Annotated in this window: 27 protein-coding genes; 16 read left to right on the top strand and 11 right to left on the bottom strand. The window is 61.5% G+C overall.

Features of this window, described 5'->3' with window-relative positions; translation table 11 throughout:
- Positions 1-60: 60 nt before the first annotated feature.
- Positions 61-1,539 carry a 2-hydroxymuconic semialdehyde dehydrogenase gene (locus tag ACPFL9_RS09955; protein WP_426007362.1) on the bottom strand — a complete coding sequence of 493 codons (1,479 nt, stop codon included), beginning with the start codon at positions 1,537-1,539 and terminating at the stop codon, positions 61-63.
- A gap of 121 nt (positions 1,540-1,660) precedes the next feature.
- Between ACPFL9_RS09955 and ACPFL9_RS09950 the strand changes: the two genes are divergently transcribed.
- The 4 genes from ACPFL9_RS09950 (at position 1,661) to ACPFL9_RS09935 (ending at position 6,451) form a co-directional block, all read left to right on the top strand.
- On the top strand, positions 1,661-2,602 hold the full coding sequence (locus ACPFL9_RS09950; protein WP_166660246.1) for a LysR substrate-binding domain-containing protein: 942 nt from the start codon (positions 1,661-1,663) through the stop codon (positions 2,600-2,602).
- Between the two features lie 131 nt (positions 2,603-2,733).
- Complete coding sequence (locus ACPFL9_RS09945) at positions 2,734-4,380, top strand: thiamine pyrophosphate-binding protein (protein ID WP_139025158.1); 1,647 nt, start codon at positions 2,734-2,736, stop codon at positions 4,378-4,380.
- A gap of 56 nt (positions 4,381-4,436) precedes the next feature.
- Entirely contained in the window at positions 4,437-5,276 is an 840-nt protein-coding gene (locus ACPFL9_RS09940; RefSeq protein ID WP_091467656.1) for a cyclase family protein, read from the top strand.
- Between the two features lie 395 nt (positions 5,277-5,671).
- Complete coding sequence (locus tag ACPFL9_RS09935; RefSeq protein WP_091466898.1) at positions 5,672-6,451, top strand: isocitrate lyase/PEP mutase family protein; 780 nt, start codon at positions 5,672-5,674, stop codon at positions 6,449-6,451.
- A gap of 390 nt (positions 6,452-6,841) precedes the next feature.
- Here the strand turns inward: ACPFL9_RS09935 and ACPFL9_RS09930 are convergent, their stop codons facing one another.
- A complete protein-coding gene (locus ACPFL9_RS09930) occupies positions 6,842-7,219 on the bottom strand; it encodes a MerR family transcriptional regulator (RefSeq protein ID WP_091467654.1) in 378 nt (125 codons plus the stop codon).
- A 291-nt stretch (positions 7,220-7,510) separates the two neighbouring features.
- Here ACPFL9_RS09930 and ACPFL9_RS09925 point away from each other — a divergent pair, with 291 nt between their 5' ends.
- Positions 7,511-8,452, top strand: coding sequence for an aromatic alcohol reductase (locus ACPFL9_RS09925; protein ID WP_091466897.1), 942 nt, complete (start codon positions 7,511-7,513; stop codon positions 8,450-8,452).
- A gap of 442 nt (positions 8,453-8,894) precedes the next feature.
- On the opposite strand, the gene ACPFL9_RS09920 is transcribed toward ACPFL9_RS09925, so the two are convergent.
- Positions 8,895-9,977: an Ldh family oxidoreductase gene (locus ACPFL9_RS09920; RefSeq protein WP_306840845.1), complete on the bottom strand. Its 1,083-nt coding sequence runs from the start codon at positions 9,975-9,977 to the stop codon at positions 8,895-8,897.
- A gap of 108 nt (positions 9,978-10,085) precedes the next feature.
- On the opposite strand from ACPFL9_RS09920, the gene ACPFL9_RS09915 reads away from it, so the two are divergent.
- Entirely contained in the window at positions 10,086-10,403 is a 318-nt protein-coding gene (locus tag ACPFL9_RS09915) for a putative quinol monooxygenase (RefSeq protein WP_091466894.1), read from the top strand.
- 3 nt (positions 10,404-10,406) lie between these two features.
- Here ACPFL9_RS09915 and ACPFL9_RS09910 read toward each other — a convergent pair whose 3' ends face one another.
- Positions 10,407-11,120 (bottom strand): GntR family transcriptional regulator, encoded by a 714-nt coding sequence (locus tag ACPFL9_RS09910; RefSeq protein ID WP_091466893.1) that lies wholly within the window; start codon positions 11,118-11,120, stop codon positions 10,407-10,409.
- A gap of 129 nt (positions 11,121-11,249) precedes the next feature.
- On the opposite strand from ACPFL9_RS09910, the gene ACPFL9_RS09905 reads away from it, so the two are divergent.
- The 4 genes from ACPFL9_RS09905 to ACPFL9_RS09890 are packed head-to-tail and all read left to right on the top strand — an operon-like array spanning position 11,250 to position 14,876.
- Complete coding sequence (locus ACPFL9_RS09905) at positions 11,250-12,695, top strand: CitMHS family transporter (protein ID WP_091466891.1); 1,446 nt, start codon at positions 11,250-11,252, stop codon at positions 12,693-12,695.
- A gap of 29 nt (positions 12,696-12,724) precedes the next feature.
- Positions 12,725-14,101, top strand: coding sequence for an NAD-dependent succinate-semialdehyde dehydrogenase (locus ACPFL9_RS09900; RefSeq protein ID WP_091466889.1), 1,377 nt, complete (start codon positions 12,725-12,727; stop codon positions 14,099-14,101).
- Between the two features lie 8 nt (positions 14,102-14,109).
- Positions 14,110-14,580 (top strand): cupin domain-containing protein, encoded by a 471-nt coding sequence (locus tag ACPFL9_RS09895; RefSeq protein ID WP_091466888.1) that lies wholly within the window; start codon positions 14,110-14,112, stop codon positions 14,578-14,580.
- Positions 14,577-14,876: an antibiotic biosynthesis monooxygenase family protein gene (locus ACPFL9_RS09890; protein WP_091466886.1), complete on the top strand. Its 300-nt coding sequence runs from the start codon at positions 14,577-14,579 to the stop codon at positions 14,874-14,876. The genes ACPFL9_RS09895 and ACPFL9_RS09890 overlap by 4 nt, the downstream gene beginning before the upstream one ends.
- A gap of 1,380 nt (positions 14,877-16,256) precedes the next feature.
- On the opposite strand, the gene ACPFL9_RS09885 is transcribed toward ACPFL9_RS09890, so the two are convergent.
- Together ACPFL9_RS09885 and ACPFL9_RS09880 are read right to left on the bottom strand one after the other, a co-directional pair.
- On the bottom strand, positions 16,257-16,697 hold the full coding sequence (locus ACPFL9_RS09885) for a hypothetical protein (protein ID WP_426007361.1): 441 nt from the start codon (positions 16,695-16,697) through the stop codon (positions 16,257-16,259).
- Between the two features lie 95 nt (positions 16,698-16,792).
- Positions 16,793-16,981 (bottom strand): hypothetical protein, encoded by a 189-nt coding sequence (locus ACPFL9_RS09880; RefSeq protein ID WP_426007360.1) that lies wholly within the window; start codon positions 16,979-16,981, stop codon positions 16,793-16,795.
- 136 nt (positions 16,982-17,117) lie between these two features.
- Here ACPFL9_RS09880 and ACPFL9_RS09875 point away from each other — a divergent pair, with 136 nt between their 5' ends.
- Both ACPFL9_RS09875 and ACPFL9_RS09870 read left to right on the top strand, forming a co-directional pair.
- Positions 17,118-17,540, top strand: a complete 423-nt coding sequence (locus ACPFL9_RS09875; protein WP_426007359.1) for a pyridoxamine 5'-phosphate oxidase family protein — start codon at positions 17,118-17,120, stop codon at positions 17,538-17,540.
- Positions 17,541-17,585: 45 nt separating this feature from the next.
- Positions 17,586-18,443: a diacylglycerol/lipid kinase family protein gene (locus tag ACPFL9_RS09870; protein ID WP_426007358.1), complete on the top strand. Its 858-nt coding sequence runs from the start codon at positions 17,586-17,588 to the stop codon at positions 18,441-18,443.
- A gap of 368 nt (positions 18,444-18,811) precedes the next feature.
- Here ACPFL9_RS09870 and ACPFL9_RS09865 read toward each other — a convergent pair whose 3' ends face one another.
- Positions 18,812-19,036, bottom strand: coding sequence for a LapA family protein (locus ACPFL9_RS09865; protein ID WP_308292716.1), 225 nt, complete (start codon positions 19,034-19,036; stop codon positions 18,812-18,814).
- Between the two features lie 219 nt (positions 19,037-19,255).
- Positions 19,256-20,266: a fatty acid desaturase family protein gene (locus ACPFL9_RS09860; RefSeq protein ID WP_426007357.1), complete on the bottom strand. Its 1,011-nt coding sequence runs from the start codon at positions 20,264-20,266 to the stop codon at positions 19,256-19,258.
- Positions 20,267-21,310: 1,044 nt separating this feature from the next.
- Between ACPFL9_RS09860 and ACPFL9_RS09855 the strand changes: the two genes are divergently transcribed.
- The 3 genes from ACPFL9_RS09855 to ACPFL9_RS09845 all read left to right on the top strand — a co-directional run bounded on the left by ACPFL9_RS09855 (position 21,311) and on the right by ACPFL9_RS09845 (position 24,519).
- Positions 21,311-22,036, top strand: coding sequence for a GAF and ANTAR domain-containing protein (locus tag ACPFL9_RS09855; protein WP_426007526.1), 726 nt, complete (start codon positions 21,311-21,313; stop codon positions 22,034-22,036).
- Between the two features lie 310 nt (positions 22,037-22,346).
- The gene (locus ACPFL9_RS09850) at positions 22,347-23,363 is read left to right on the top strand and encodes a magnesium and cobalt transport protein CorA (protein WP_426007356.1); all 1,017 of its coding nucleotides are present in this window, start codon (positions 22,347-22,349) and stop codon (positions 23,361-23,363) included.
- 775 nt (positions 23,364-24,138) lie between these two features.
- On the top strand, positions 24,139-24,519 hold the full coding sequence (locus ACPFL9_RS09845) for a hypothetical protein (RefSeq protein WP_426007355.1): 381 nt from the start codon (positions 24,139-24,141) through the stop codon (positions 24,517-24,519).
- A gap of 35 nt (positions 24,520-24,554) precedes the next feature.
- Here ACPFL9_RS09845 and ACPFL9_RS09840 read toward each other — a convergent pair whose 3' ends face one another.
- Positions 24,555-25,292: a GAF and ANTAR domain-containing protein gene (locus ACPFL9_RS09840; protein ID WP_254455018.1), complete on the bottom strand. Its 738-nt coding sequence runs from the start codon at positions 25,290-25,292 to the stop codon at positions 24,555-24,557.
- Positions 25,293-25,455: 163 nt separating this feature from the next.
- Here ACPFL9_RS09840 and ACPFL9_RS09835 point away from each other — a divergent pair, with 163 nt between their 5' ends.
- Complete coding sequence (locus ACPFL9_RS09835) at positions 25,456-25,659, top strand: hypothetical protein (protein WP_426007354.1); 204 nt, start codon at positions 25,456-25,458, stop codon at positions 25,657-25,659.
- Positions 25,660-25,739: 80 nt separating this feature from the next.
- Here the strand turns inward: ACPFL9_RS09835 and ACPFL9_RS09830 are convergent, their stop codons facing one another.
- The gene (locus ACPFL9_RS09830; protein WP_426007352.1) at positions 25,740-26,201 is read right to left on the bottom strand and encodes a winged helix-turn-helix domain-containing protein; all 462 of its coding nucleotides are present in this window, start codon (positions 26,199-26,201) and stop codon (positions 25,740-25,742) included.
- Complete coding sequence (locus ACPFL9_RS09825; protein ID WP_426007351.1) at positions 26,185-26,397, bottom strand: hypothetical protein; 213 nt, start codon at positions 26,395-26,397, stop codon at positions 26,185-26,187. Before ACPFL9_RS09825 ends, ACPFL9_RS09830 begins: the two co-directional genes overlap by 17 nt.
- Between the last annotated feature and the right edge of the window lie 36 nt (positions 26,398-26,433).

Genomic DNA, 26,433 nt, shown 5'->3' with positions numbered 1-26,433 from the left:
GTTCGGCCTGATCGAGTCTGCGCGCTATCTCGCTGATTGGTGGGGCTGGGTGGGTTGCGGTCATCGTGTTGCCTCGCTCAGGTTTACGCACACGTTGGTGGGTTGGGTATAAAAGTGGAGTGAGTGGGTACCGCCTTCGCGGCCGATACCGGACAGACCGGCCCCGCCGAAGGGTGAGCGCAGGTCGCGAAGGAACCAGGTGTTGACCCATGTAATTCCGGTGTTCATGCGGCCAGCAACCCGGTGTCCTCTCTCCAGATTGGTGGTCCAAACAGAAGCAGCCAGGCCGTACTTGGTGTCATTGGCCAGTCGTACGGCCTCTTCCTCGTTGTCGAAGGGAATCAGGCCCGCGACGGGGCCGAAGACTTCTTCGCGCATCACGGGTGCGTCGTGACTGAGCCCGGTCCAGAGTGTCGGTTCAATCCAAGCGCCACCACTGAGTTCGTGGCCCAGATTGGGGATCCCACCGCCCACAATCGCCTCACCGCCTAGCTGCTTAGCGCGTTCGAGGTATGAGAGAACTTTTTGCCTGTGAGTAAGGGAGATCAGTGGTCCGGTGGTGGTCCGGGGATCCATGGGCTGACCGAGCGTCAGGCCTCTGGCGCGCTCAGAAAGTCCAGCTACGACATCGTCAAAGATGGGACGCTGGATGTAGACACGCTCGGTGCAGAGGCAGACTTGCCCGGTGTTGGTGAAGATGGATTTCGTGAGGCCGTCCACCGCAGCCTCTACATCGGCGTCTGCGAAAACGAGGGCGGCATTCTTTCCACCGAGCTCAAAGGAAACCGGGCGAACGTGGGCCGCTGCAGCGTGCATGATGGCTGAACCGGTGGAGGATTCCCCCGTGAAGGTGATTCCGTCGATGCCTTCATGCGTGGTCAGGAATTCGCCGGCCGAACCGGGGCCGAAACCATGGACCAGGTTGAACACCCCGTCGGGCACGCCCGCCTCGGCCATGATCTCAGCCAGCAACGTCGCAGACGACGGCGTTTCCTCCGAGGGCTTGACGATCACCACGTTGCCGCAGGCGATTGCCGGAGCCACTTTCCAGGTCAGCAGCAACAGGGGGAGGTTCCACGGCACTACTACGGCAACAACTCCCAGGGGCCGGCGCAAAGCGTAATTCAGGGCCCGCCGACCGTCGGGAAGCTCGGTGAGGAAGGAGTCCAGGCCTTCGGCGGCAATGATGTCGGCAAATGCGCGGAAATTTGCTGCTGCGCGGGCTACGTCGAGGTCCCTCGCAAGTTGTTCCGGCTTGCCCGTGTCCGCGATTTCGGCAGCGAGCAGGTCATCGAAACGCGCCTCGATGCGATCGGCGATACGACGCAGCAGCGCTGCCCGTTCGTTGACTGTGGAATTCCCCCAACGTCCTTGGAGTGCGCTGCGTCCGGCCTTCACCGCCATGTCGATAGTGCCCCGATCGGCCTCGGCAACGTAGGCGATCACGCTGCCATCGACAGGGCTGATCTTTTCAAATGTCTTGTCGGCGGCGTCAAGGAAGGCTCCGCCAACGAAGTTACGCAGAGTAGGAATCGCCATGATGGGTGCTTCTCCCGGTTCGTCGGTGTGGGTTGTATCACCAGTCTGCTAGACGCAAACCATGTCCGTCGAATGCCTTTTCGGGTGCAAGCCATGTCCATATGGGCATATCATCATCGGCATGGACATCAGAACCTTACTGAATGGCCCCCTGAAGATCCGTCATCTGGTCTTGGTCTTAGCTATCGCCGATCACGGGACAATCGTGAGTGCGGCCAGGCACCTGTACATCACGCAGCCCGCGGTCAGCAGGGGTTTGCGCGAAGTTGAGGATGCCCTCGGGGCGCCTCTTTTCGAAAGGGGCGCCCGCGGGGTCCGCCCCACACCATTTGCCGAAGTCTTCATCAGTCACGCACGGGCAGTGGTCGGCCACCTCCAGCAAGCGACCCAGCACATAGCAGAGCTGGCGGACGCCAGCGCCGGCTCAGTGACCATCGGCACGTATGTCGCAGGAGGCAACCTGCTGCTGCCCAAAGCGATTGCGCGGCTAAAGCAACAAAGGCCACATGTCAGCGTCCACGTCCACGAAGCAACTCCTGATCGATTGACCAACGGACTGGTCGCGGGAGAAATCGACATAGTCGTTGGGCGCCTTACCCCGCATCCTGACGTTCCTGAATTGCAGCAGGCGGCGCTGTACCATGAGCCCTTCGAGGTCGTGGCACGACATGGTCATCCTGTTTTTGAGCGGGGCGAGACCGCCTTGAACCAATTACGGAACTACCCGTGGGTCATGCCGGTAGCGCAGACGGCACTGCGCGGGGAACTCGAGAGCGCCTTTGCCCGTGAACGCCTGGAACTTCCCGAACAACAGGTAGATTGCTCCTCTACCATGACGCTTCGTGCCATCGTCGCCGAAACGGACTTTCTTGCGCTCCAGCCGCGCACTATCGGCACCGCCGATCCCCTGCTTCGCATTGTCGGAGCGAGAATCAAAGGCATCAGTCAGACGGTTGGCGTGACCACTTTGCAGGACAGGCTGCCGAGCCCGGCAGTGGTGTTGATGCTGCGCTGTTTTGAACAAGTAGCTGTCGAAATCCGGAAGACCCTTTCGGCTTCCTGATGGCGTGACCTCATCCGCAGCTATGCCTTATTCAGGCTCCCTGACTGAAATAGGCATTAGCCAGACGAGCCCGTCGCAGGCAGCATTTTCGTATAGAGCTTCCAGCAACCAGAACCAGAGGTACCAATCAGATGCGTGTTTTTGAAAAAGTGGCCGAAACGCTGATAGGGCTTGGCGTCCGCCAAGTCTTTGGTGTTGTCGGCAGCGGCAACTATGACGTGACCAAGGCCCTCATTGCCGGCGGCGCCACGTACGTGGCGGCGCGTCACGAGGGTGGAGCCGCGTCTATGGCGGACGCCTTTGGACGAGTAGGCAGCTCAGTCCCTGTAATCTCCTTGCACCAGGGATGCGGGCTGACAAATGCCATTACCGGCATCGCGGAAGCCGCGAAATCCGGCACACCAATGCTGATTCTCGCCGCCGAAGTTGCGTCGTCGGCTATTCATTCCAATTTCCGCATCGAGCAGAGCCATCTGGTTGAATCCGTTGGAGCCGCCAGCTTCCGTATCTCCGGGGAGACTGCCGCCCGGGACGTTGCCCTTGCCTACAGGACGGCAGTAACGCGCCGCATTCCTGTGCTGATCAATCTCCCTTTGGACATCCAAAACTCCGAAACCACCGAAGAGTATGCTGCCTCAGTTGCCAGCGGGGCCTCCCTTTCAACGGTGGCCGCACCAGTTGCCGAAGACATCAGCCACCTGGCCGACCTCATCGAGCGGTCGAATCGTCCCGTCATCATCGCCGGCCGCGGAGGGCGCGGTGCCGGACCTCAGCTCCGCGATCTTGCGGAGGTTTCGGGAGCTCTTTTGGCAACCTCGGCGGTCGCACGCGGGCTGTTCAATGACGATCCGTTCTATCTGGACATTTCCGGTGGCTTCAGTACACCGCTGGCGGCTCGCACCATCCAGGACTCCGACCTCATCATCTCCTTTGGTTCTGCATTGAACATGTGGACCATGCGGCACGGCGAACTCATTGGCCCGGCCACCACTGTGGTGCAGGTAGACGTTGATCCACTGGCACCCGGCAAGCACCGGCCCGTGGATTTCGGCGTCTTGGGCGACGCAGGGCTTACGGCAGCAGCAACAGCCAGCGAGCTCCGCAGCCGCGGTTTCTCCCGTGTTGGCTACCGAACCGAAGAGATCGCACAAGCCATCAAATCCGAAGGCCGATGGCAGGACGTCCCTTACGAGGACTTGGGCGATGGAGAGCGCATCGATCCCCGGACCCTCACCATCGCTTTGGACGGGATGCTCGACAAGGAAAGGGTGGTGGCCGTCGATTCGGGCAACTTCCTCGGATATCCCAGCGCCTTCCTTGATATTCCTGACGAGAACGGGCTCGTCTTCAGCCAGGCCTTCCAATGTGTGGGGCTGGGTCTGGCCAGTGCAATCGGGGCAGCATACGCACAGCCGGACAGGCTCCCGGTCCTCGGCACCGGAGACGGCGGCGCCCTGATGGCGGCAGCGGAGATGGAGTCCGTTGTGAGGCTGGGTATCCCGCTGGTGGTCATCGTCTACAACGACTCTGCTTACGGAGCGGAAGTACACCACTTCGGCGAGGACGATGACGCTCTGGGGCTTATTACTTTTCCCGACACCGACTTCGCAGCCATCGCGCGCGGTTACGGCTTTGCAGCTCAGACCGTGCGGAATCCCGAGGATTTGGAGCCGGTGCGTCAGTGGCTCGACGGAAGCCGTGACAAGCCGCTGCTCATCGATGCAAAGACCGTCAGCTTCGCGTCCTGGTGGCTTGAGGAAGCATTCAAGGGCCACTAATGCCGATTAAAGCCACTAAGGAAGGGCACCACATTGAGCACACAGGCATCACACATATGACCAACACAACACCAACGCCGGATGTGCTGGCCAACCTGATTGAAGGCCTTGCCCAGGGAAGCATCCGCGTCATCGACCTGACAACGCCCTTGACCCCTGAAACTCCGGCCCTGCGCTTGCCGGCACCTCTGTCCAACGTCATCGATCTCAGTCTCGAAGAGGTCGCGGCATACGACGAACGCGGACCGATGTGGGCGCACAACAACATTCACGTGGGCGAACATTTTGGCACTCACGTTGACGCGCCCATCCACTGGGTCAGTGGGAGGGAAGGACGGGACATTTCACAACTGCCACCCGAAAGACTCGTCGGCCCCGCCGTTGTGATCGATGCGACCGCTGAAGCCGCTGCAGACCCCGATTTCCTGCTTGAGGTCCGCCACATCAAGGCTTGGGAAGCCCGGTACGGCAAGTTGCCCAAGGGTGCATGGCTGCTTTACCGCACAGGATGGGATGCTTTCGGACACAACGAAGCTCTTTTCCTCAATGCTGACGAATCGGGTCCTCATACACCCGGCGTCTCTGCAGAGTGCGCGCATTGGCTCGCTGAGGAGACCGACATTGCCGGCTTTGGTGTCGAAACCGTTGGGATCGACGCCGGTGCAGGCATCAGCTTGGAGCCGCCTTTCCCCATGCATCATTTCCTTCTCGGAAACGACAAATACGGGGTCACATCCCTGAAAAACCTGCACCAGTTACCGGCCGCAGGCGCTTTCATCGTCGTCACTCCCCTACCCATCGTGGGCGGAACGGCGAGTCCGGCCCGTGTCCTGGCGTTCATTGAAGAGTCCAGGCACGGAGCAACTGCCAAGGACGGCCCAATCGAAGGAGAATGATCTCTTGATTCATGTGGAAGGCGCCGGCGGGCTTCATGCAAGGGCAATTCGATGATGCTATATCCCGCATCTGAGTGGCACCGCTTGGACGGGGTCCCCGTAGAGATAAGGCAGCGGGGAGCGTTGGTCCGCGCTGGAACGGTGGAAGCCGTAATGCCCGATTCAAGCATGATCTGGGTGGCAGCGGACGGGCCTTACGGGCGTGAATTGTTCCTGGCCGCGGACAACTACGAGGTTTGGCTCGAACCAGGCCAGCTCGTCGGCGAGCTTCGATACCGAATGACCGATGACAATCTTTATCCGCCCAGATGGCGAGATCGGCCCCAGCGGCGGGGCGCCATTGCGTCCGTGCTGACTTTGCCGAGTGATCCCAACCAAGACCACGGAGGACAATCATGACCGAACGCAATATCAACGCCCGGGCAGAGAAATTGAAGGCTCTGCATGAGGCACCGGAAATCCTGAGTGTGGTTAACGTGTGGGACGCCATCAGCGCCTCGACCATTGCAGCGGTGCCCGAAACCAAGGCCATTGCCACCGCCGGGCACTCGATTGCCGCCGCGTATGGTTACGCCGATGGAACCATACCGCTGGACGTCGCGCTGGATGGGGTGAAAAGGATCGTCAACGCGGTTGACCTTCCGGTCACCGCAGACCTCGACGACGGCTATGAAGACCCAGCCGAAACCATCCGCCGGGCGATTGGCATCGGCGTCGTGGGCGCCAACGTCGAAGACCGCCTGCGTCCTTTCGATGAAGCTGTCGCCCGGGTGAAGGCGATCGTCGACGCCGCGAACGGCGAAGGCATCCCGTTCCAGCTGAACGCGCGCACCGACGCCATTGCCAAGGGCGGCGACCGCCCGATCAAGGACAGCATTGAGGACGCCATTGCCCGTGGGCGCGCCTTCCTGGATGCAGGAGCAGCGATGGTGTTTGTCCCTCGTGCCCTTACACGCGACGTTATTGAGCCGCTCGTCGCAGGCCTCGGACACGGCAAATTGTCCGTGATCGGCGCACCAGGAGCGCTTACCGCAGCGGAACTCCAGGAACTCGGCGTTGCACGCGTTTCCTACGGCCCCTTTCCCCAGCGGGTCGCCTTGCGCGCCCTTCAAGATCTCGCCGCCGATCTCTACGGTTCCGGCGTCATCCCCCAAGACACCCCGGCCCTGAACTAAACCAAACCAACCGGTCCTGCATCACGGGCGGGACCGGTCAGGGGGTCGGATCGCATCTCGAAAGCTGCCGCCTCCTCATGCCGGGGACGGGCTTCTATTTACACGGAAAGCTAAATGGCCTTCATCTGTCTAAACGCCCCGCGGGCCATATCTCGCAACCCAATCCAGGACGTCCAGGATGCCCATCTTCAGCGTGGCTACTCCATACCAGGCGACATCGATCAGTTCCCGCCTGTGACTGTCAGTTCAGAATGGCGGATTTCCACCAGGCGGCTGGCGGCTTTGACTCCCGATTGAGCAACCCCTCACAAGACATGCTTCAGGACATTGAGCGTTCGAGGCGACGGATGGTTGTGATCTTAGAATTCACGAAGCAAGGGCACGAGGAAGTTAAGTCGATGTCAGTAAGTCTGCGTGATTTGTCCGCTGAAGGTAGTCGATGACAGCATCACGACTCTTTTCCAGGCACACGATTCTGTTCTCCACAACGCGTAGTTCTTGAGCAAGCTCCTCCGCCAGAGCCCGATTGCCCACTGTGGAATGACGTTGGGTTGCTGGAGTTTCGATATTCAGCACGATCTTGATCATCCTCGTCGACAGGCCGGCCGCTATAAGAGCCCGGACGTGACGGGCATGCTCGATCTGCTCTTCAGAGTACTCGCGGTACCCGTTGGTCGAACGGGATGCCTGGATGAGCCCCTGTTGCTCGTAGTAGCGGAGCATTCGAGTTTGGACACCCAGTTCCCTGGCGACATCACCAATCTTCAACGTGAACACCTCTTCGCTTCGACCACAGACTTGACCTTGACACTAATGTCAAAGTTTACGCTAACTTTCATACCGCCCGCTGATCCGCTCTTACGCGGGTCTCATCGGTCACGGGAAGAGAGACAACCAGTCTCTCGCATGAAATGGAGGACAGGTGCACCGTCGCGCACGTCAGATGTGCGCAACGTGAGCGTTCGGGGTTTAGCGCTCGAACGCTGCATACGCGTGACGGCGTCCTCCACATGAGCAATGGCTGTACGAAGCGTGAATACAAGTAAGGACTCTGCGCTAATGACAAACGAAATTCCGTCCGCCCGCTCGCGGGACATCCTCATCATCGGAGCGGGAGAACTCGGCATGCCCGTCCTGCGCAATGTGGCACGCCGGGCACGGGACGTGGACGGCTCATCCGTCAGTGTGCTCCTGCGGGCGAGTGCTATCGAATCCGTTGCGACGGATAAGCAGCGCGATCTCGCCGAGCTCCGAAACCTGGGCGTAAGGATTGTCCAGGGCGACCTGGTCAAGAACACGGTCGATGAACTTGCGACGATCTTCGCAAACTACGACACCGTGATCGGTTGCACGGGCATCACTGCCGGACTTGAAACGCCTATGAAGGTTGCACAGGCCGCTCTTCAAGCGAAACTTCCGCGCTACTTCCCCTGGCAGTTCGGTGTTGATTTCGACGTGATCGGCCGGGGAAGTCCCCAGGACATCTTCGACTCGCAGCTGGACGTGCGGGATCTGCTCAGGTCCCAGAACGAGACCGAGTGGGTGATCATCTCCACCGGAATGTTCATGAACTACCTCTTCGAGCCAGGCTCCGGGATGGTCGACCTCCCTAACAACACTGTCAACGCCTTGGGCAGCGTTGACACAGCTGTCACCGTAACGACCCCCGAAGACATTGGCGTACTCACGGCCGAGATCCTCTTTGCTGAACCACGTATCCGCAACGAGATCGTCTACCTTGCCGGTGACACCATCACCTACGTTGACTTGGCGCGGACCCTTGAATCCGTGCTTGAGCGTCCGTTCCGGGTCGTGGAATGGACAGTGCCTTTCCTGCTGGACGAGCTGGCCAACGACCCGGACAATATGACACGAAAATACCGCGCCGTCTTTGCCCAGGGCCGAGGAGTGGCCTGGCCAAAGGACGACACCTTCAACGCGAGGCACTCAATTCCGGTCACCACCCTGACCGAGTGGATCAAGGACAACATCGCAGCCTGACAGCAAGACGGACTGGCAGATGCTGCCCCCTATTGCCCCGGGTCTGGGCTGCCTATTTGGGGCGGCCCAGACCCGGGGCAAACAGTTCGCACCAATTGGCTCAGTTTGCAGGGCCCGTGAAGTCCGAACTTCGGCTGGTTATCTGCTATCCGACTCGTGGAGCGAGTTGTCGCGGCCATCAACTGCACGACCTGAGCTATGTCGACGTGGTGGGATTTTTCATACCGATTCACCCGAAGCGACGTCGTGACCCTGCTGGGCGGGCCACTGAGCAAGCTCGACTTATCCAGCTTCCAGCGCTCAAGGCCGATGTACTTCAGCAGAGTTGGCTGCAGGGCAGTTCTGGACGTAGGGCCCCGACGGACGTTTTGGCGTCGACAATGTCCACGCCCCCCTTGGCCTTACTAGGCTCGCGATCAGTCAAGGCTCTGAGCTACAGCACTCATGGTCGATTCCCGAGCACCGAGATCGCATCCAGGCCGCATTGCTCGGCCAACATGTGAAGATCCGTAAGAGTCTGTTTCGGAAGGACCAATCCACCCTGCTCGCGGTGCAGGACGTCATTGCGGTCCTCTATTTCCCCGGGGTAGAAGATCTCTGAAGCGCCCTGGGCCAAAGGCGTGGCCTTGACGTCCTCGATCAGTTCGGCCACTTTGGCCTGGAAGTCTTCCGGGGATCCGAGCGTCGCGACATCGATGGCAATGAACATGTGCCCGCACCCGCTGGCCTTGTCCGCCATGTAGGGGCCATTGACCCCTTTGCCGACCTGGCTGCCCGTGAGGGCACCGGAGAGGATGTCCATCATGAAGGAGATGGCGTATCCCTTGTGGCCGGCCATCGGCAGGATGACTCCGTCCACGGCTGCGGCCGCGTCCGTTGTCCGGGCACCTTCCGGGGTGAGCGCCCAGCCGTCAGGGATAGTTTCGCCGCGCTGGCGGGCCAAGTAGATCTTGCCGCGTGCCACGGCGGTGTTGGCGATATCGACGGCGACGGCGGAATCACCGTAGGGTGCGGCAATCGACCAGGGGTTGGTGCCGATCAGCTTTTCCCGCCCACCCCAGGGTGCCATTGCCGGGGAGGCATTGGTGGTCAGGATTGCAACACACCCATCTGCGGCAGCCCGACGCGTGTAGTACATCGCCGTGCCGAAGTGGTTCGAGTTCCGGACTCCGACGGCACCGACGCCGTGGGCCTTGGCGCGGGCCACGGCTTCGGTGCGGGCGCGTTCGGTAAGGACCTGGCCAATGCCGTCTTTGCCGTCCAGAAGCAGCAGGGCTCCGGTGTCTACCAGGGTTTCGGGTGCTGTTACCGCTTTCATCGCGCCTTGGCGGATCCGCTCCACATACCAAGGGAGGCGGAGAACGCCATGGGATTGATGGCCCCAGAGGTCCGACTGCACCAGGCTGTCGGCGACAAGATTGGCGTCCTCCTGGGGAACTCCGTGGGCGCGGAGGATGTCGGCGGCAAGACCGACGATTTGCTGAGGGATCAAGTCCTGGCTGACCTTCGGTTGCGTAACCGGCATTGGTTTGTCCTTTCACGTGGCAGACGACCGCTCCATTGTCGACTCGTCTAGATGTACACATCTATGTATACAATAACACGAACAACCATCATGCAGAAGGAGAAATCCATGTTCAGTCTCTGGGTAACACTGGAAGTCACCCCCGGTGGGCGCGAGGAATTCCTGGCGGCGATCGCCGAGAATGCGCGTGCGTCAGTGCGGGATGAGGAGGGCTGTTGCCGGTTTGATGTCATCGAACTGGGAGACATCGGGTCTAACCGGTTCGCGTTCTACGAGGTGTATCGCGACAAGGATGCGTTTGACAACGAGCACAAGAGGGCGCCACATTATTTCGCCTACCGTGACGTATCAGCAAGGGTTGTTGTTCCGGGCAGCCAGGTCAATATTGGTGGCGGATTGCTGAATACCTTCACCTGGGTGGAATAGGCCCTAGGAGACCAAGTCAATGTCCCGGCCGCGGTTGTCACGCCCGGACAGCAACGCCTTGAAAATTGCCTCGTCCACGTGGACCAGATGAAGCCGCAGCGCGTCGGCAGCGGCGTCAGCGCCTCCGTCGACAATTGCCTGGCACATAGCACGATGCTCCGCGATGGCATCCAGCAGGCGGCCTCGATCCGCATGGGCGATGCGTCGCAGCCGCGCCGTGTGCGGCCTCAGCTCCCGGATGGCGCGGGAGAGATGCGCATTGGGTGTGCATTCAATGAGGGTCGTATCGAAAACCTCGGCCAGTTGCCGATACTCGGCAATGAAGGCATCAGTGGGTTCTTTGGTTGCCAGCTCCGCGAAGCGTGATTCAATCTCGGCAAATCGGGAGCCGATGGAAGGATTCTGCGAAGCTTCCTCGACGACCATGCGGATGGCCGCCGGTTCCAGCACGCGGCGATAGTCGAACAGCTCGCGGACGCTTCCCAACGAGATGCGCGCGACGGTGGCGCCCACGCGAGGGGCAATGTTGACCAAGCCCTCGGCAGCCAGACGGCGCAGCGCCTCACGGACCGGGGTTCGAGACGCTCCGGTGTGTTCCACCAGCATAAATTCCGTCAACGCCTGACCTGGCTCGAAGTCGCCGTTCTCGATCTCGGCTTTGAGTCGAAGGTAAACGGCCTCGGTCTTGCCCAGAGGCTTCGCATCAATTTGCACCATGCATCACAGTATAGATCCCACCCTGCGTACGCACTTGTGTACCGGATTGTATACATGTAATCTCGTGTGTGTGCCCAGTCACTTCCACCGCTCGGTGGGTCCCCCTTTTGAAGTTAGTAAGGAGCGATGATGCTCGTAGCACTCGGCTTTCTGATGATTGCCTTATTCATGTATCTGGTCATGGCAAAGAAGGCCACGCCCATTGCCACGCTGATCCTGGTGCCCCTCGCCTTCGGCCTGTTCGCAGGCGCCGGCCTGGGGATCGGGGACATGGTCATGGAATCCGTGGGAAAGCTCGCCCCCACGGCTGCGCTGTTGTTCTTCGCCATCATTTTCTTCGGAACGATGATCGACGTTGGGCTCTTTGACCCCCTGATCCGCGCGATCTTGAAATTTGCCGGCAACGACCCGATGAAGCTGGTCATCGGCACCGCTCTCCTGACTACCATCGTGTCCCTGGACGGTGACGGGTCAACGACGTTCATCATCGTCACATCCGCTTTCCTGCCGCTCTACCTGCGGCTGGGCATGAGCCCGGTGGTGCTGACCGTTGTCGCAGCAATGTCCAACGGTGTGCTGAATACTGTTCCTTGGGGCGGGTCAACTTCCCGTGCAGCTGCCGCCCTCGGCGTCTCCCCCATCGACATCTTCGTCCCGATGATCCCCTCCATCATCGCCGGCCTCGCAGCCGTACTGGTCCTCGCCTACCTGCTGGGCCGCAGCGAACGTAAGCGCATCGGCGAAGTGTTCCTCGATGACAACCGCGGCGTCCTCGGCACCCGCACCGTTGAACGCGAGAGCGTTCTGATAGCAGCCGACGGCGGAGAGTCACGCGGATCCCGCACGGAAGGTTCCACCCACGGCAGCCACGGAGACGAAGGATCCTCGGTCATCATTGCCAACGACTTCTCCGCGTCCTTTAGCGAGGACGGTAAGTTCATCGAACGGCCCAACGCCAAGCCCAAACTCCTCTGGGTGAACTTCATCCTCACCATCGCGGTCATGGTCACCCTCGTCATGGACATCCTCGCCCCGGCTCTGATCTTCATGGTCGCCGTCGGTATCGCCCTGGTGATCAACTTCCCCCGCGTGACCGAACAGTCCGCGCAGATCAAGGCCCACGCCTCCTCCGTCATCTCCGTGGTCGGCATGGTCTTCGCAGCCTCGGTCCTCACCGGCGTTATGAACGGCACCGGCATGGTCAAGGCCATGGCGGGCTGGCTCGTCCAAATCATCCCGGATTTCATGGGCCCATTCATGGCCGTCATCGCCGGCATCCTCAGCATCCCGCTGACGTTCATCATGACCAACGACGCCTTCTACTTCGGTGTCCTGCCGATCCTCTCCGAAACCGCCGGCCACTTCGGCATCGAACCAGTCGAAATGGCCCGGGCCTCCCTCGTCGGCCAGGCACTGCACCAGTCCAGCCCACTCGTTGCATCCTTCCTGCTCCTCATCGGACTGGCCAACGTCAACCTCGGTGATCACTTCAAGAAGGTCATCTGGCGCGGCCTCATCGTCGCCCTCATCATGCTCCTGGTCGGCGGCCTCCTCGGCGCCTACCCACTGTTCTAGAACACCTAACCAGAAGGAAAACCTAAACCATGATTGCCACCATCAATCCGGTGACCGGTGAAACCACGGCCACTTTCCCAGCCCACACAACCGAACAGGTTGATGCCGTTCTTACCGCGGCCGTGTCGGCGCAGAAGCAGTGGCGCCTCGTGCCCGTCGAGGACCGGGTGCAGGTGCTGCGGAACACCGCGAAGGTGTTGCGCGAACGCAAGGCCGACTACGCCCGGCTCATCACGTTGGAAATGGGGAAGCCCGTCAGCGAGGCTGAAGCGGAAATCGAAAAGTGTGCGCTCACGGCCGAGTACTACGCCGAAACCGCGCCCGCGCACCTGGCTCCCGAGCAGATCGCTTCCTCAGCCGCCTCCAGTGGAGTCGTCTTCGACCCTCTCGGTGTGGTGCTGGCGATCATGCCTTGGAATTACCCGTTCTGGCAATTCTTCCGCTTCGTCCTCCCGGCCGTCGCCGCCGGTAATGGCGCGATCCTCAAACACGCAAACAACGTCCCGCAGGCAGCCCTTGCCGTTCAGGACATCATGGAACAGGCCGGACTCCCCGAAAGGTTGTTCGCCACCGTGCTGATCGAATCCTCCGAAGTTGCGGCCCTGATCGCTGACGACCGCATAGCGGCTGTGACGCTGACTGGCTCCACCCAGGTCGGTTCCATCGTGGCCTCCCAGGCCGGTGCCGCCCTGAAAAAGCAGGTCCTGGAACTCGGCGGCTCGGACCCGTTCATTGTCCTGGCCGACGCCGACGTCAGAGCAGCAGCAAAAACGGCTGTCAAAGCCCGGTTCACGAACAACGGCCAGTCCTGCGTGAACGCCAAGCGGTTCATCGTCGACGAGAAAATCGCTGATGAATTCGTGGCTGAGTTCACCGCCAACACAAAGGCCTTGGTCGTGGGGGATCCCACAGACCCGGCGACAACCATAGGCCCGATGGCAAGAGAAAATCTGCGCACCGAACTCCACGACCAGGTCACCCGCACCTTGGCCGGCGGTGGCCAGCTCGTGCTGGGCGGGAACGTCGTGGACGGACCCGGTTACTACTACGAGCCGACCATCATTGATCATGTCAAGCCCGGCCAGGCAGCGTTTGATGAGGAAACCTTCGGTCCCGTTGCCGCGATTATCCGGGTCTCCTCCACCGAGGAAGCCATCACCCTGGCGAACCAGTCCGAGTACGGCCTCGGCGCCGCGCTGTGGACGCAGGACACCGCCGCCGCCGCGGCGGAACTGCTCCCAAAGATCGACGCCGGTGCCGTGTTCATCAACGGCATGGTCGCCTCAGACCCCCGGCTGCCCTTTGGCGGAATCAAGAAGTCCGGTTACGGCCGCGAACTCGGTTCCTACGGCATCCGCGAATTTACCAACATGAAAACCTTCTGGACCGGCCCCGCCACCAACTAAGGACAGCAATGACCCGCATACCAACAGCCATTTCCTCCGTGGACGCCGTAATCCTCCGCCCCGAGGAACTGCCCCGCAAAGACCGCGGAAATGGCGCCTCCACTGTTCCCCTGGTCGGGGCACACTTGGGCTCCACCACGTTCCTGAACGGCATCACCACGTTCGCTCCCGGCGCCGCAATCGGCCACCACTCCCACAACTGCGTTGAATCCGTTGCCGTCATCGAAGGCACCGCCTACGTCGACATCGACGGCACGGAACACTACCTGGAGACCTACGACACCACCTTCGTGCCAGCGAACATCGTCCACCGGTTCAGGAACGCCTCCGAGACCGAGGAGATGAAAATCCTCTGGACCTACGCCTCCATCGACGCCACACGCACCATGGCCGGAACCACCGACACAACCCGCATCGACGAAGAACAAGCCAATCAACCGTCCCTGCAGGAACCGGCAACGGAAGGAGTCATCGCGTGATCCACGAAATCGCCACCCTCACCATCGAACCGGGGCACGAAGCAGCGTTCGAAGCCGCAGCCTCCCAGGCCGTACCACTGTTCCAAAAAACACCCGGCGCCCTAAGCTTCCGGCTGGACCGAACCATCGAAACCCCCAACGAATACACTCTCACCGTTGGGTGGGCGACACTCGAAGACCACATCGTAGGTTTCCGCGAATCCACCGAATTCCAACAATGGCGCGAACTCGTCGGTCCCCACTTCGCTGCCCCACCGCAGGTCAAGCACATCCAACACGCCTACCTCGGCTTCTAAGCAAGGTACACACAGCTGACCTGACAGGAGGGAAGGGCACTGCTCTCCGAGAACGGTCACCGCGACGGCGGCCTCCCACAGCGGAGGCCGCCATCGTGCTTAAGGAACAGAAGATTCCGCCGTGAGATAGAAAGAAGAATCCGAGAAATGGGTCCGAATCGGCGAACTGGTCGGCGACGATACGCTCAGCCGACCAACGCGTGAACTCCCAGTGCTCCCGCGGCCCCGGCAGGGACCGCAACCTGCGCCGAGATACTCCCCATTCATTCGTAGTCACGCGTCGATGTTGCCGACGAGACATCCCCCAGAGCACTCGATCGACCGAGGAGTCCTGAACACTCCCGTCGCCGTGGCCCTGCATATAGTGCGCCGGCGAATATGCGTCAAGTCGCCCTCGCCACTTACATGCGATGAGTAGATGAAGGCCGAACGAGAGGGCTGAGAATGGCTGTGATCATTCTCAATAAAGGAGATTTAAGTGTGGACAATGCACACCCCCCTTGGCCTGACAAAGCATCATCCTGGCCGGCTTCCTCACTCAAGTAACGAGCCAAAAACAAGAACTTTGACGCAGGATCTCGAAGTCATGTTGTCCTCGTTCCCCCTACCCATGAAGAGGTGTAGGCCACCACGACCTAACGGACACCAGGAGAGGAACGCATAGCCCCAGTTCAGAGCAAGCGGAGGGCCTACCAGCCACGGCCCTAAACCCGCTCCCCCGTAACTTAACAGGCGACCCGCGGCGCCAGGCACATCCCGCGGCCAGTGTCAGAGGGACCTGACCAACCAGAATGTACACCCGTTAAAGCAAAAACCCCCTCTGACGAGGGGGTTTGCTGTGCCCGAGGTGGGACTCGAACGCGATTCCCGGCCTTGCCGTTGCCCGGATCCCGCGGAAACGTGCGGGATCCGGGCCAGTCCGGCGCCTGTTCGGGCCAGTCCGGGGTGGAAACTGTGGACATTCTCCACACTCTCTTTGCCGCTGTCGGCGAACGTCGGGTCGCTGCCCGTGACCGGCAAATCGGGTGCAGAGCGGGGCATGCCACAGGAACTGGTCGGTAGCCGAATAGCGAAATGCAAGAACCCGTCATCAGATAGGGGACACTTCCAAGCGAGAATGCAGCCCTGATATGCCTGCAGCCGGTCACCTGATCCCTTGATAGCCGGAGGCGGGCCGCCCGAAGACTGCGTTGATTATTCGAGGCCGTGTCCCGGTCATGCAGTACCTCGCGCGGAGGGTCGAGGGTGCGGCAACTCTTGGTTCCTTCCAACGGAGAGGGTCTTGCAGTCCCGCGGTTCACTACCTTCGGGTGGAGCTTGGGTGCTGCCTCAGTTCGCTGAGTTCCTTCAGGTCAGTAAAAGCACCCTGGGGTGTGGGCCTCAGTCGAAGCGGACTTCTGCGGCGGATGCGCGTACCGCTTCGAGGCGGTGTTCCTCGATCAGGCCCAGGGCGTCCAGTTCCTCTGCCCGGTTGGTGCGTTCAAGTGAGGCTTGTTCAGAAATTTCGCGCAGGATCGTGCCCACGAGAGTGGCCAGGCCTGCCTTGAGTTCTTCCAGGTTCGTGTTGGTGATCAGGAGCCGCCGGTCCGAGACGCGCAACTCGACTTCGCTGTAGCCCGCATCCGCCAGGCGCCTGGCTACGTCGCTGCTGTGAAGGAGATCGAGTTCCCTGGGCTCAGGTCTGCGGGAGAAGACGGCAGGGACGGTGTAAAGCGCAGGACCTTTCGCCGTGCCGATGTCGTGCGGCAAGGCCGAGGCGAGGACACCGCTGAGGGTGAGGACGCTGCTGGCTTGAACGGGCTGGTTCTGGGTGGTGGTCATGGCGTGGTGCCCACGTTTCTTTGGATGCACCGGCGGATCCGCGAAAACCTGTGGGCGGCGGTGGCTGCATTTAGGCGGTCCCGAAACCGGGCCGCCTAGGGGAGGTCGCTGCCTTTGGGCCGTTCTGCGGATGCAGCACGGTCGTGGCCGCCCTCGTTGTCCCAGCTTTCCGCAGCGTCCTCCTCGATGCTTCTTGGGGTCGCATCGGGGGTTTTCACGGGCGCATTTGCGGGGCTCGGCTCTTTGCTCGGGGTTTCGGAGAGATTGTCATAACGTCCCGACATATATTGAGTCTACTCGCTTTCGGTCGGTTTGGGGAGGATCTTCCATTGCGGGTGTGGTGGGGAGAGAATGAAATGACCGCGCCGTGCCCGGGCGGGCAGGTCATGGGCTTTGAGAGCAGCGTGGAACGGAGACGTGATGAGCGTTGAGCAGGAGGATCCGGTGGTCGTGCTGGACGGGGCCCAGTCCTGGGATTTGCTCAGCGGGTCAGAGCTCGGCCGGTTGGCGGTCAGTGTCGGAGACCAGCCGGAAATCTTCCCCATCAATTATCTGGCCCATGACGGGCGAGTCCTTTTCAGGACAGCCCAGGGCAGCAAACTTGTCAGCCTGACCATCAACCGCCATGTGGCGTTGGAAACGGACGGTTACACGGCCGATGAGGCCTGGAGCGTTATCGTGAAAGGAACCGCGCGTTCACTGGAACGGGAAATCGACATCGAAGCGGCGAAAAAGCTGCCGCTGCACTCCTGGATCCCGACGATCAAGTACGTCTTTGTTGAGATCACCCCGGAGCAGATCACGGGCCGCAGATTCACCCGCGGGCCGGAACCGTGGCGGTGAGGAACACTGTCTGATCCGTCTACTCCGGGGCGGTTCGACCGCATCGTGCTGATCTTCAATCCTAAGGGCAGAAGCGATCCGGGACGCCTGGCCAGGCAGTTGAGTCAAGACCTGCGCGCCCGGCTGCCCGCGATCCCGGTCAGTCTGGAACCTACCGGTTTCGCCGGGCATGCCAGAGCACTGGCGCGCGAAATGGCCTCTACTGGTCGGCCCTTGATCGTTTCGATCAGTGGCGACGGCGGTTACAACGAAGTCATTAATGGTGTGATGGATGCCGGGGGCAACGCGGTCTGCGCGGTCATGGCCGGAGGCAACGCCAACGACCACCGACGCAGCACCAGTACGATGACGCTGATCGAGGCCATCATTGGTGCCGAAGTCCGCCGGCTTGACCTGCTGGAGCTACAGATCGGGGAAGGCCCTGGTGCCTGGTCCCGGTATGCCCACTCATACATCGGCTTCGGGCTCACCCCGGCCATGGCCACGGGCATAGAAGAAGGCACCAAGGGCAGGCTCTCCGAGCTGATCTCCGTCACCCGGACCGTCTCACGCCTCCGGCCCATCGAGATTGCCCGTACCGATGGTGCCCGTGCCACGTTCGACAGCCTCGTGCTGGCCAACATCGCCCATATGGCCAAATACGGCAGGATCAGTGAAGCAGGGGAACCCAACGACGGCATGTTCGAAGTCATCATGCTTCCCCACGCCAGTAAATGGCGCATCGCTTTGATGACTCTTCGGGCAGTAACCATCGGGCTTGGACCCCAACAAAGCGTCAGCCGTTACGAATTCCTCACCCTCGATCCAATTCCACTGCAGATCGACGGTGAAATCATGCAGATCAACGCCCACACCTCCGTCCTGGTCGAAGCCCGCCAACAGGCCCTGGCCACCCTCGGATAGGCCACGGAACGCAGCGTCGCAACAACATCACAAGCTGGTGATGTCGATAGCCATACGGGGATTATCAACAATGAGGCTGATATGACCGTACCTGAGCCTCTGCCCGTCGCCTGTGCGTTGCCGGGTCCTGGATCGAACGGGCCGGGGATCACCCGTGGGGAAACGCTACGCCGTGCTCTTTGGCGGGCCGTACCGAGGCTTCCCGGAAAATGGTCACCACGCTGTCGGGCACAGCATTGGACCCGGTGAGCTGTCCGTCGCCGAGCCTTGGAAGAATGACGGGCCGCGTGTGGAGGTTCGCCGGTTGCATGGAGGCCCTGTGGGCCTGGATGCCGTCAGCACTCCTTCATGGCCTGGTGAAGCACCGGCTAGCTACGTTTGTGGAGCCGCACGTTGCGGGCGTTGGAGCGGAGTTGGATGATTCTTGCTGCTCCGGCGACCGCTACGACGATTCCACCTGCGACGCTGGCGATGAACAGGGCCATTCCCAAGGAGAGCGTGCCTTCGAGGCCGAAGAACCTGACGCTGGCAGGTTCCTGGTTCTGCAGGATGAAAATGATCAACAGCACCAGCAGGACAAGGGCCGTGGTCACGGCCACCCAGACCATCCCGGATCGGGTTGGTTTGGGTTTGGGCTCAGTGTGAAGGGCAGGTGCCGGTCCCGGGGCCCCGGTCGGGGGTGTCTGTTCCGGCGGGGGCCCTCCCGGTGTGAGTGGTTCCGATGCCATCATTGCTTCCTTTCCGTGCACGTCAAGTCTCCGCTTTTGGTTCTGCGCGGACGCCTGCCGGGGCAGCAGGTGCCACGGTCGGGCTCAGCGTGGTCTGTGGTTTCCTGCTACGGGGCATTCGAACGGACCACCGGCGAACAGGCCCACGGCGTTCAGGTAACGAACCACGATCGCGTAGGAGGCGATGAGGCTGGTCTCGGTGTAGGGGATTCCCTGCTCTTGGCAGGTGGAGCGCACCAGCGCTGCGGCGCGGTGCAGGTACGGTCGAGGCATGTCCGGGAACAAGTGGTGCTCGATCTGCCGGTTCAGCCCTCCCATGAGGATGTCCATGAACCAGCCCCCGGCGATGTTGCGTCCAGTGAGAACCTGACGGTGAAGGAAATCCGCTCTGCTGGAGGCCGGCAGGATGGGCATCCCCTTGTGGTTTGGAGCGAACGAAGCGCCCATGTAGAACCCGAATACACCAACCTGCACGCCCAGGAACGCGAATGCCATGCCGAGCGGTAACAGCCAGAACACCAGCACGGGAACAACGAGTAGCCGCATCGCCAGAAGCGGGATCTCAACCCAGCGATGATCGACGCTTCCGCGGCGGACCACGTACTTCAGGGAGTCAACGTGAAGGCTTAGACCCAGGAAGAACAGCAACGGGAACAGCAGCCACCCCTGTCGGCGTGTCACCCGGATCATGAAGCCGCGCCGCGAAGCGGCGGCCTGGGGGTGGAAGGCGATCGCCCCGGTGTGAATATCCGGATCCCTGTCAATCATGTTGGGGTGGTTGTGGTGGCGGGTGTGCTTTTGCGCCCACATGGCGTAACTGATCCCCACCAACCCGGCGCCGATCAGGCGCGCTGCCCATTCGTTCGTGACTTTTGACGTGAAGACCTGACGGTGTGCAGCTTCGTGGGCGAGGAATCCGAACTGGGTCAGCACCACGCCCATGCCGGCGGCAATCAGCAACTGGAACCAGGTGTCCTCAAGCACGAAGAAACCGCCCCAAATGCCTGCCCACGCCACCACGAGAACGGCGAAGAGGGTGATGTAGAAGCCGCGTCTGCGTCGCAGAAAGCCCGCGTCCCGCACCTGTCCAAGCATTGTGAGGTAGCTATTCACCACCTGGTTCGGGGGCTGGCGCCGCCGAGGGTTTTGTGGCTGCGACGGTGCTTTTTCCATGATGCCTCGAACCGTTCGGGGTCAGCGTGATGCTCTGTCATTGGCACGACTTACCCTTGTCCACACAATACGCCTGCGTGGGCTTCAGCGGAACGGCCCCTGTGGCCCACACTCCGCCCGCACACCACTGCCGGCAGCCAGGATCGCAACCGGCACGCTATCAAGGGAAAGGCTTCGCCGTGCCCGACAAGTCGGGCTTCATCTGTTGGCTCAGGGACCCTCCATGGGAACCCGCGAAGCAGCTGCCCATGAAGACGAAAAATGCTGCCCGTTTGGGCACGCCGGGCCTAGGAGGCTGAAGTCGTCACAGCGTGCTCAGGGACGCCAGTGCTGTCCCGGCGAAGTCGTCTGAAAGTCCAAGCGGCAGCAACCCGCCAGCGGCAGCGGGAAGCTGCTCATAGCCCGCACCGCTGCACGGGGCCCTCCGGCTTCGCCTGTCCCGCCCTGTAAGTCGGGACCATAGATACCCGCCCCGGCAGGGGCGTAGTCTGGGCTTACGGCCAGTTACAGCTGCAGCAGAAAATGTTGACTGCGGATGCAGGCGTAACCTGCCCTACACATTAATCGTGCAGACTTTTCGTCGCCTGGCTTTCTTTCCGGCTTGAAGCCTTCACCAGATGAAGCCCCTTGGGGCCTGGAAGGTCTGGATCATGGCTGGATACTTCGAATTATTTACCGATCATCAATCCCACATCCGTTTCCGGCTTCTCGCTCCCGGCGGGGGGGCTCCTGGCCGTCTCAGGACCGTTCGGTGATACAAAGGCCGCAGCCGCTGCCATACGTGATGTGCGCGAGTGTGCCGGGACCGGCCTCATTCAGGACCATAGCCTCGCCGCTCCTGTTGATGACCCGGAGACCCCGGTTGAGCTGGCCCGCTCCCGGAACCACCTCCGGGCGGCAGCCGCCACGAGAAGGGCCGTGGCAGCCCACCAGGCCTGGCAAGACCGCGGAGGGCTGGACGTAGTCATGATGGAAAGAGAACACGTACGGGATATCCTCACCGGCCTGGCAGCCCAGGTTGTGAGTAGCCTCTCAACAACGATCCCGGGGGTGTCCTGCGGTTTCAGTCTGTTCCGCCCGAAGCGGTCACCTGCGTTTGGAGGCAGTGGGGCGCTGGCGTTTGCGTTGAACGATATGCAGGACAATCTGAGGCAGGGACCTGGAATGACGGCCATGGCCGGACAGGCGCCGGTCCTCGTCGGCGACTTGACCAATGACTGCCGCTGGCCGGTACTGACCGTAGCAGCTGCGGGCATGGGCATCACATCCGTTCTCGCCGTGCCCGCTCCTGCCGAGGGCGGAGTCAGCGTCATCTTGACGTTGTGCGGCGACCGGCCGGACGCCTTGAGCCTTGACAAGATTCGGGCCGCTGAACAACTTGCCGGTCAGGCCGCAAGGACCCTCCGGACTGCCCTGCGGGTCGAGGAACTCAAGGACTTGGCCGAGGACCTCCAGACAGCCCTTGCCAACAACACAGTCATCGATACGGCACTGGGCGTCGTGATGGCCCAGAACCACTGCGGCCACGACACTGCCTTCGACGTCCTCGTGCGCGCAGCCGACAGCAGGAACACCAAAGTGCGCGACGTCGCCGCCGCCGTCGTCGCCTCAGTCTCAGCTGCCCGGTTCCGTTCGCGGCAGGAACGCATCAGGCAAATTCAACACCGTTGGGCTCAGTTCCGAGCGAAGTAGGCCACGCGGTCCGCGCCTACAAGACGATGGCAGAGACGGACCTGTCTTGGCATGAAGAAAAAGGGGCCCTGCGGCTACCGTGGCCGGGATCGATCCCGGGCATGAGCCAAGGAATTGGAATCCATATCCGGACCTGCACCCCGGATCCCCAGCAATCTGGCCCCGCCCGGTGCGATGGATTGCTTCAAAACCCTTGCCAGCGAAAACGGCATCGTAGACCGGCATCCTAATGGCGACGATTAGCCTTCGGATACCGTGGGCCAGCCACGCGCGCGACAACTGCCTGAGGCAGCGGAAAGGACGGACTCTGATGACCATAGTCGACAATGCCGTCTATGTTGACGGCCGGCGAACCGACACCCCGAAGAACCTGGATGAGATGTACGAGATGCTGCGGGACCGAAGCGGGATGGCATGGATCGGGCTTTACCGCCCGGGGCTGGAGGAACTGAGATCAGTGGCGGAGGAGTTCTGCCTACACGAGCTCGCCGTGGAAGATGCGCTCAACGGTCATCAGCGGGCCAAGCTCGAACGTTATGGGGACACGCTGTTCACCGTTCTGCGCCCGGCACGGTACCTCGATGACGTGGAGAAGGTCGAGTTCGGCGAGCTGCACGTATTCGTTGGGCCTGACTTTGTTGTTACGGTCAGGCATGCGGAGTCCCCGGACCTGGCAAAAGTCCGCCACCGCCTCGAAGCTGCCTCTGACCTTCTAGCGCTGGGTCCGCAGGCGGTGTTGTACGCAATCCTGGACGAGGTCGTGGACGGGTACGGGCCTGTCGTCGCGGGGTTGGAAAACGACATTGACGAAATCGAGGACGAGCTGTTCAGTGCCGGACCTGACGTGGCCCGGCGCATCTACGAACTCTCCCGGGAAGTCATCGAGTTTCAACGCGCCACCCATCCTCTGAGAGCCATGCTGGAGGCCTTGGAACGCGGTGCGGAGAAATACCATCTGGACCTGGAGCTGCAGACCCGGCTTCGGGACGTCCATGACCACATCATCCGTATCGTGGAGCGGGTCGATGCTTTCCGCGTCCTGCTCCAGAGCGCCCTGACAGTTCACGCAACCCTGGTAGCCCAGCAGCAGAACGCTGAAATGCAGCGTCTCTCGGAGTCAAGCCTGGCCCAGAACGAGGAAGTCAAGAAGATCTCCTCCTGGGCGGCGATCCTCTTCGCCCCGACCTTGGTGGGGACCATATATGGGATGAACTTTGACCACATGCCCGAGCTGGCCTGGCCAATGGGCTACCCGGCCGCGGTCGGCCTCATGCTTGCGATGGGCGTTGCCCTGTATCTGTCATTCAAACACCGTCAATGGCTCTGAACCGCACCGCTCTGGAAACCCCAAGACGCGAACCAGAACCGAACCACTAATAAACGCCAGCGCCTTGCAGCATCCGCGGCCTACGGTAAACCAATCGCAGGACAAGCGGCCAGAGGGCCGGAACGACCAGCTGAGGATGCAGAACCCTACGCTGCCGCGCCATCTGACGCAGTGACCCCGACCACCAGTACGGCAAGGAACAGAAGTTCGAGGAGGAGCCCACCCACCGATCCGCACCTACGCGCCGGTCGTCCCGGCCTGGTCGACAGTGGCGTATCCGGCCGGTGAGCAGGTCTCGTCGCCCGTAACCCTGCCTGATACCGTCCTGAGCTGAACCATTCCCCGGCTCGAGGGAATGGATCTGTCTGGTCCGTCCAGAGGCTTCCGGGCCGCAGTCCCTAGCCGCTGAAATCGACCTGCACCGACCTGCCGTTGAAGACGCCGTCCTGACCCATCACCGATCCAAGCCTGAACGCGACCACGAGAGCCTGTTCGTGGTCCTGCGGGCCGCCCCTCTCGAGTCACGCGAATAAATCGAAGTCAGCCAACTCCACGTCTTTGTCGGCCCCGAACTTCATCATCAACGTCCGGCACCGCGGGTCCCGCACCTGGCCCGGTGGGCCGTAGGCCTGAAACGACGCGAACCTGCTGCGATTGGGACCCGAAGCTGTGCCCTGCGCCATCCTGGAGACCGTTGTCGGCGGGCAGGCGCCCGTGGTCTTCCGGGCTCCCTTCAGCATCAATCCGAACATTACCCTCGGGCTGGAGAACCACAATGACGAAATCGAAAACGAAGTCTTCGGCGGGGATCCCGCAGTCTCCCCGGCGCCCCCACAAGTTCTCCCGCGAAGTCATCGACGTTCCCGTTCCACGCATTCGCTCTCCGGCATCCTTGAAGCCCTGGCAGGCGGCTTCACCAAGGAACACCCGCAACCTCCTGGCCCCGCCGGCCACGGCAGTGGTGCCGTTTCCTTGGCTTGCCCTGGGCCCGACCCTCTACCCGAACGCCGTCGTCGAAGCACGGCTCGGCATCCCTCCTGGCCCCGGCACCACGTTCACCTGTGAAATATGGGTCGCTACGTCACGAGTCATGCCGCTGTGCATCAGGAACCTTTGCGATCCCGCGCCCGGAGTCTTAATGGTGCCGACTGCATGAGGGGCCCCTTGCCGGATGGCAGGTGGTCTCAGTGGTTAATCATCGAATTGGAGGTTGGGAATGCTGGTCCCGCTGAAGCGGGAGACGATGGACTCGGCCACGGCGTGGATTTTCTCGTTACGATGGCTCGAGGCTGCCAGCAGGTACCTGAAAGCTTCTTCGGGGGAACATTGATTCTGCGCCATGATCACGCCGCTGGCCAGGTTGATCACGGTCCGGCTGGCCATGGCAGCTTTCAGGTCCTCGTTGAGTCGTTCAACGGATTCGATCCGGATCGCCAGGCGGAGGGTACTGCCGGCGACGTCAGCGAAAGCAGCGGCCTCATCGATCACCCTTTCGGTGAACAACCCGGGTGCGGGGGCGAAAAAGTTCAACACCGCCTCGGAGGTCTCTCCCAGGTCCATCGGGACCCCCAGGGCGCTGTGGCAGCCCGCTGATGCCAAGGCTTTGCTGTACTGGGGCCATGAAACATCGGTTGCCACGTCCTTTAACACCACGGGGCAGCCACGGTCGAGGGCCTCCAGACACGGGCCCTGCCCGAGGCTTTGTTCAATGCGGTCAAGTTCGACCGCTCTGTCGCTGCTGCCGGCAACGGTGGCGGTCCGTTTCCGCCGCCGTAGCGTCACGGCGCAATCGATTGGTGCCCCCGCAGCCTCGGTCATGGCCTTCGCCGCGAAACGCGTCACGCCCTCCAGGATGGTGCGGATATCCGAGGTGCCCGTGACAAGGTCATGAAGGCTCAAGATATGCTCGGCGTGCATGGTCGGTTCCATGAGAACCATCCTAAGAACACAACCTCCGTACGTCACCCATCAGCGGCCACCAGCACTCGGTGACCTCCGCTCTCTCTTTACCTCTCCGGGAAGCGGAGACTACCCTTTAGTAAGGGGCCTGATAATTTTTCGGTAAGGTGAAACCATAATGGGGTGAGCGGCCATGAACGACCCGATGCGGACCGCGCGGCTCCTTATACAAGAGCATGCCACGACCCTTGAACGCCTGTGGGTCGGGTACTGGGGAAATGGCGGCAACGCCTCCATGATCGATTTCGACGCCTATATTCACGAGGCGCGGACAATGCCGGAGTTCGACCGGACAGTCCTCACCTGGGCGATCGAGGAAACCCGCTACGCAACCTAACCACACTCTCAGCCCTCATCTGACGTTCCGGCCTCCGTCCACGACCCTTGCCGGCCCATGCGGCGAGGCTGCCCGGGGTTTCAGGCGGCCCTGCTGCGATAGCCTGCTCCGCGGATGGTCTCAATCCGTTGTCCATGGCTGCTTGGCGGGCCCAGTTTCCGGCGCAGGTTTGAGATATGGACGTGGATCGCCCGGGCATCGTGCGTACTCCACGACGGCGCTTGCTTGGGCTCTTCATCGTGCAGCGTCTGGATCAGGTCACCGGTGCTGACAGTCCTAGGGGCCGACCGGAGAAGTGCCTGAAGGAGGATAAATTCCGACCGGGTCAGGTGGACCTGCTCGCCGGTCCGGCCCACAGTGCGGTCCTGCTCGCTCACCACCATGCCCTGGTATGTCAGCGACCCGGCCTGGGCCGTGAACCCAGGGTCCGGCTCTGCCGCCCCGGCACCAGCCCGTCCCGCGCCCGTGTCCCCGCCGTCTTTCCGGTGCTGCCACTGCCGGCTGGCCGGCCTGCGCAGCAAAGCCTCAATGCGGTACCTCACTTCCCGGGGCCTGCACGGTGTCAGCCTCGGAATCAAGGGCCGTGAGGATCATCAAGCGGGCATCACTGATCCGCCTCATGCGCCCGATGAGGGCGCAGCCATAAACATCGGGCAATGTCAGATCCAGGATGATGGCCACAGGCCGGAAACGCAGCACGCCGTCGAGACCGGCAGCACCCGACCGGTAAGGGAACACTCAGAAGCCGGCCGCACCCAGTATTCCTCGAAGGAG

Origin of the sequence: Paenarthrobacter sp. NyZ202 (assembly GCF_049860755.1) — a bacterium.
In the GTDB taxonomy this organism is placed as follows: Bacteria; Actinomycetota; Actinomycetes; order Actinomycetales; family Micrococcaceae; genus Arthrobacter.
Note: the sequence above shows the minus strand (reverse complement) of the source record. Positions and strands in the feature narration are given on the sequence as shown.

What these genes read in the sequence shown, in the direction of transcription:
- ACPFL9_RS09955 (WP_426007362.1), bottom strand. Translation starts at nt 1,539, where the DNA reads ATGGCGATTCCTACTCTGCGTAACTTCGTTGGCGGAGCCTTCCTTGAC.
- ACPFL9_RS09950 (WP_166660246.1), top strand. Translation starts at nt 1,661, where the DNA reads ATGGACATCAGAACCTTACTGAATGGCCCCCTGAAGATCCGTCATCTG.
- ACPFL9_RS09945 (WP_139025158.1), top strand. Translation starts at nt 2,734, where the DNA reads ATGCGTGTTTTTGAAAAAGTGGCCGAAACGCTGATAGGGCTTGGCGTC.
- ACPFL9_RS09940 (WP_091467656.1), top strand. Translation starts at nt 4,437, where the DNA reads ATGACCAACACAACACCAACGCCGGATGTGCTGGCCAACCTGATTGAA.
- ACPFL9_RS09935 (WP_091466898.1), top strand. Translation starts at nt 5,672, where the DNA reads ATGACCGAACGCAATATCAACGCCCGGGCAGAGAAATTGAAGGCTCTG.
- ACPFL9_RS09925 (WP_091466897.1), top strand. Translation starts at nt 7,511, where the DNA reads ATGACAAACGAAATTCCGTCCGCCCGCTCGCGGGACATCCTCATCATC.
- ACPFL9_RS09920 (WP_306840845.1), bottom strand. Translation starts at nt 9,977, where the DNA reads ATGCCGGTTACGCAACCGAAGGTCAGCCAGGACTTGATCCCTCAGCAA.
- ACPFL9_RS09915 (WP_091466894.1), top strand. Translation starts at nt 10,086, where the DNA reads ATGTTCAGTCTCTGGGTAACACTGGAAGTCACCCCCGGTGGGCGCGAG.
- ACPFL9_RS09910 (WP_091466893.1), bottom strand. Translation starts at nt 11,120, where the DNA reads ATGGTGCAAATTGATGCGAAGCCTCTGGGCAAGACCGAGGCCGTTTAC.
- ACPFL9_RS09905 (WP_091466891.1), top strand. Translation starts at nt 11,250, where the DNA reads ATGCTCGTAGCACTCGGCTTTCTGATGATTGCCTTATTCATGTATCTG.
- ACPFL9_RS09900 (WP_091466889.1), top strand. Translation starts at nt 12,725, where the DNA reads ATGATTGCCACCATCAATCCGGTGACCGGTGAAACCACGGCCACTTTC.
- ACPFL9_RS09895 (WP_091466888.1), top strand. Translation starts at nt 14,110, where the DNA reads ATGACCCGCATACCAACAGCCATTTCCTCCGTGGACGCCGTAATCCTC.
- ACPFL9_RS09885 (WP_426007361.1), bottom strand. Translation starts at nt 16,697, where the DNA reads ATGACCACCACCCAGAACCAGCCCGTTCAAGCCAGCAGCGTCCTCACC.
- ACPFL9_RS09880 (WP_426007360.1), bottom strand. Translation starts at nt 16,981, where the DNA reads ATGTCGGGACGTTATGACAATCTCTCCGAAACCCCGAGCAAAGAGCCG.
- ACPFL9_RS09875 (WP_426007359.1), top strand. Translation starts at nt 17,118, where the DNA reads ATGAGCGTTGAGCAGGAGGATCCGGTGGTCGTGCTGGACGGGGCCCAG.
- ACPFL9_RS09860 (WP_426007357.1), bottom strand. Translation starts at nt 20,266, where the DNA reads ATGCTTGGACAGGTGCGGGACGCGGGCTTTCTGCGACGCAGACGCGGC.
- ACPFL9_RS09855 (WP_426007526.1), top strand. Translation starts at nt 21,311, where the DNA reads ATGATGGAAAGAGAACACGTACGGGATATCCTCACCGGCCTGGCAGCC.
- ACPFL9_RS09850 (WP_426007356.1), top strand. Translation starts at nt 22,347, where the DNA reads ATGACCATAGTCGACAATGCCGTCTATGTTGACGGCCGGCGAACCGAC.
- ACPFL9_RS09845 (WP_426007355.1), top strand. Translation starts at nt 24,139, where the DNA reads ATGACGAAATCGAAAACGAAGTCTTCGGCGGGGATCCCGCAGTCTCCC.
- ACPFL9_RS09840 (WP_254455018.1), bottom strand. Translation starts at nt 25,292, where the DNA reads ATGGAACCGACCATGCACGCCGAGCATATCTTGAGCCTTCATGACCTT.
- ACPFL9_RS09835 (WP_426007354.1), top strand. Translation starts at nt 25,456, where the DNA reads ATGAACGACCCGATGCGGACCGCGCGGCTCCTTATACAAGAGCATGCC.